A 4,298-nucleotide genomic window follows, 5' to 3' on the forward strand; every position below is an offset into this window, starting at 1 on the left:
CAATAAAAGCTGCTTCCGAAATTGGTTGGCCCATTGTAAGTGCTACGGTTACAACCTTGCTGGCGTTCGTACCAATAATTTTAATACCTGATAAAGTAGGGCAGTTTATGCGTAGCATGCCCCTGACAATCATTGCCACTCTTTCGGTTTCGTTGTTTATTGCCCTTACTTTAACTCCGCTTATTGCAAGCAAAATATTTAAACAAAAATCAAAAATTAATTTAATTGAAAACAAAAAGAAAAATAATCATCGATATTTGAGACGATTTATTGAAGGTCCTTACCGGAAAATTTTATCCTTTTCATTGTCGCATAAAGCTATGATATTGATTGTTGCAATTGTTGTTTTCTTTGGCTCTGTGTTTATGGTTAAGTTTGTCGGGTTCAGTTTATTTCCCAAAGCCGAGAAGCCACAATTTATGATTAAAATAAATCTTCCCGAAGGTACTAACCTTGATAAAACTAACAAAGTGGTGGGTGAAATTGAAGCGATTTTAGATACAATTACTTATGTAAAACATTATGCTTCAAATGTCGGACATGGTAATCCACGCATCTATTACAATGTAATATCGAAAAATAATTTAAAAAATTATGGTGATATTTTTGTTTTTCTAAAAGAGTATGATATCGAAAAATATGATAATCTTATTTTACAATTACGAAGAACATTCAATGATTTTACAGGAGCTAAAATCAATATCAAAGAATTAGAACAAGGAACCCCGATTGCTGCTCCTATAATGATATATATCGAAGGCGATAATATTGATGAACTTAGAAAAATCGCTTCAGATGTTGAAAAATATATTGAAAATGAAAAAGGAACAATAAATATTGATAACAAATTAGCGAAATCACGAACCGACCTTTTTATTAATATCAATAAAGAAAAAGCTAATATATTTGGAGTACCGATACACGAAATTGATAAAACCATCAGGGCGGCAATTACAGGAATGAGCATTTCGAAATTCAGGGACAAGGACGGTGAAGAATTTAATATTGTAATAAGATTGCCTTTTGAAGATAAAATAAGGATGAGCGATTTTGACAAGATTTATGTAAAATCAATGTCGGGAAAATTAATCCCGTTAAGGCAACTTGCATCTATTGAGTTAAAAAAAGCACCAAGTTTGATAACACGATACAATCTGAGCAGAACCGCCTTAATTACTGCTGACCTTGAAAAAGGAGCAAACCTTGATAAAATAATGAACCCGATAATTCATAAATTAAATAAATATCCTTTCCCAAATGGTTATTCATACAGAATTGCCGGAGAATTAGAAAGTCGTGATGAAGCATTTGGCGGAATGAAAATAGCAATGCTCATTGCTTTGATTTCAATATTTGCAGTACTTGTTCTGCAATTCAAATCATTCGTGCAACCATTGATTATTTTTACTGCAATCCCACTTGCTTTAATCGGCTCAATATGGGCATTGTTTATTACAGGCAATAGCTTCTCGTTTTCAGCATTAATCGGTTTGTTAAGCTTAATCGGGATAGTAATAAATAATTCGATAATACTGGTTGACTATACAAACCGGCTACGTGATGATGGCAAATCAATAATTGAAGCATTAAAAATTGCAGGAGAAACCCGTTTCACACCAATCATTTTAACAACTTTAACAACAATTGGCGGATTATTACCATTGACTTTGCGGGGCGGTACAATGTGGGCACCAATGGGCTGGGCAATTATTGGGGGTTTGCTCGTTTCAACAATGCTTACACTGATTATTGTGCCTATTTTATATAATTTGTTTTCAAGTAAAGTGGAACATATTTAGTGCCTCTAAAATTTGTTTTTACGCATCAATATCATTGTGTTTTTAAAAATTTTTTATCCATTATAAAATATTATTTTTTCAACTGCCTGATATCTTTTTAGGGAGGTTCTATAAATACATTCGCATTAAGATTTCCAGAGTTTTTTATAGACAATGAAAAAAATTGAAACAAATCGGGATAATGTAAAATTTTTGAAGAAGTATATGATTCCGAAATTTCGGAATGAAAACCCTTTGGGAACAAAGATAATAAACAATCTGACTGCGTTAAAATTTTTCTCAATAGCTTGTGCCTCCGCTAAAGCTTCAGCGACACGCGGACGGCTATTCAGAAAAATTTGTGCCTTGCATCTTATTCATTATCTTTGTTTCTTAAAAGAAATGAATTTAAAGAACCTCCCTTTACTTTTAGTTTTGTAACAATTGTAGATTACTAAAATTAATCAAAAAAACATAAAAGATTTTTAGAAATAACTGTATGTGTAATTTTTATCTTATTTTCGCAACTTATTTTTTAGACGATTTATGTAAATTAAAAAAGAAAAAATTATGTTAAAAGAACATCCTAAGGGATTATTTGTAGCACTTTTCGCCAACATGGGTGAGCGATTTGGTTACTACACAATGCTTGCAATTTTTGTATTATTTTTACAAGCAAAGTATGGATTTAAGTATGAAGTTGCATCACAATACTTCGGAATTTTTCTTGCCTGTGTCTATTTTATGCCATTGATAGGAGGAATTATCGCTGACAAAGTTCTTGGCTATGGAAAAACAATTAGTTTGGGATTAATAGTTATGCTTCTGGGATATTTACTCATCGCAATACCTACAGATTGGTCACTTGACAATCCTAATGGTGGTTTACCTTTAATTATAGCAGGTCTTGGAGTTATTTCAATAGGTACAGGATTATTTAAAGGAAACTTGCAAGCTCTTGTTGGTAACCTTTATGATGCTGATAAAAAATATGACAAATACAGATCCTTAGGTTTTAATATCTTTTATATGGGAATTAACATAGGTGCTATGTTTGCTCCAACTGCTGCTGAAAAAATCAGTAACTGGATGTTAAAAGATTATAGCTTAACTTATTCCGGTGCTATTCCTTCTTTAGCTCACAAATTTTTAGATGGTTCCATCACTGCTGAACAAACAGATAATCTTAGAGCATTAGCTACTGAACAAGGAGCATTTGCTGGAATGAATGGCAACTTAGGTGAATTTTCAAATTTTTATATTAACCATTTATCAGAATCTTACCACTGGGCATTTGGAGTTGCTACTTTATCACTAATTGCTTCAATGCTTATTTTCTGGGGATTTAGAAAATATTATAAACATGCTGACATCTCAGAAAAACAAAAAGCAAAAAGTGCTGAGCATAAAGATAAAATGATTATAATGTCACCTGAGGAAACAAAGAAACGTCTTGTATCACTTGGTTTGGTTATGACTGTTGTAATCTTTTTCTGGATGGCATTCCATCAAAATGGTGCTGCAATGACTGCTTTTGCACGAGATTATACAGTAGATACAGTTAGTCGAGGTACAAACACATGGTTTGATTTATTCGGGCTGTTGTCAATTGGATTATCTGTGCTTGGTTTGGTATTATTCTTTATGAAGAAAAATTCCAAAATGTTAAAAGTTGGTGGCTTGGTAATGTTTGCTGCATTTGCAGTAATTTCATATTTTAAGATAAACGGTTATCCTGAGGTTAATCCATTTACACCACAAAAATTTCAACATTTTAATCCATTTTTCATTGTTGCTATCACTCCTGTAATAGTTGGCTTTTTCTCATGGCTTTCCAAAAAAGGTAAAGAGCCATCTGATCCAAAGAAAATTGGAATTGGAATGATAATTACTGCCATAGCATTTACAGTACTTGCTGTTGGTTCACTTTCTCTTATTGGTCAGGCACCCGGAGATATTGATGAAACCAGAGTAGCAAACTCATTTGCTGTAGGCACATATTGGCTAATCAGTACTTATTTTATTCTTACAATTGCTGAATTATTCCTTAGTCCAATTGGTCTTTCATTCGTATCAAAAGTAGCACCACCGCAATACAAAGGTATTATGCAAGGTGCATGGCTCGCTGCAACTGCAGTTGGTAATTATGGTGTTGCTTTGGTTGGTATTCTTTGGAATAAAATTGAACTATGGCAATTCTGGGGATTATTAGTAGTGTTATGTGTAATTGCTGCAATTTTTATATTCTCAATATTAAAACGTCTTGAAAGTTCTACAAAAATTACTACTGTAGAATAAATATTATTTATTGATAAATAAGATTAAAAGCCGGATATTGTTTTAATGTCCGGTTTTTTTTGTTTTTATTTCTTCTATGTCAAATATTGTGAGTAATACCAATTTAATTTCAAAACGCCTGATAAATAAATTAAATTATATTTTTCTTTTTTTAGGCAAAAATTCTTTGCATAACTTGTTCCGCACTTGTTTCGGAAGCTATAGCTACGGAAATAATTTTTA

General features: G+C 32.3%; 2 protein-coding genes. Both read left to right on the forward strand.

Annotation, left to right across the window (positions count from 1 at the left end; translation table 11 throughout):
- Positions 1-1,799 (forward strand): efflux RND transporter permease subunit (locus U9R42_03705; protein MEA3495122.1); only part of this gene is annotated, 1,799 nt, incomplete at its 5' end.
- A gap of 549 nt (positions 1,800-2,348) precedes the next feature.
- On the forward strand, positions 2,349-4,076 hold the full coding sequence (locus U9R42_03710) for a peptide MFS transporter (GenBank protein MEA3495123.1): 1,728 nt from the start codon (positions 2,349-2,351) through the stop codon (positions 4,074-4,076).
- Positions 4,077-4,298 lie beyond the last annotated feature (222 nt).

This window comes from Bacteroidota bacterium, from assembly GCA_034723125.1.
Lineage (GTDB): Bacteria > Bacteroidota > Bacteroidia > CAILMK01 > JAAYUY01 > JAYEOP01.

Excerpts from the sequence above, each read along its gene's own strand:
- U9R42_03710 (MEA3495123.1), top strand. The coding sequence starts at position 2,349 with ATGTTAAAAGAACATCCTAAGGGATTATTTGTAGCACTTTTCGCCAAC.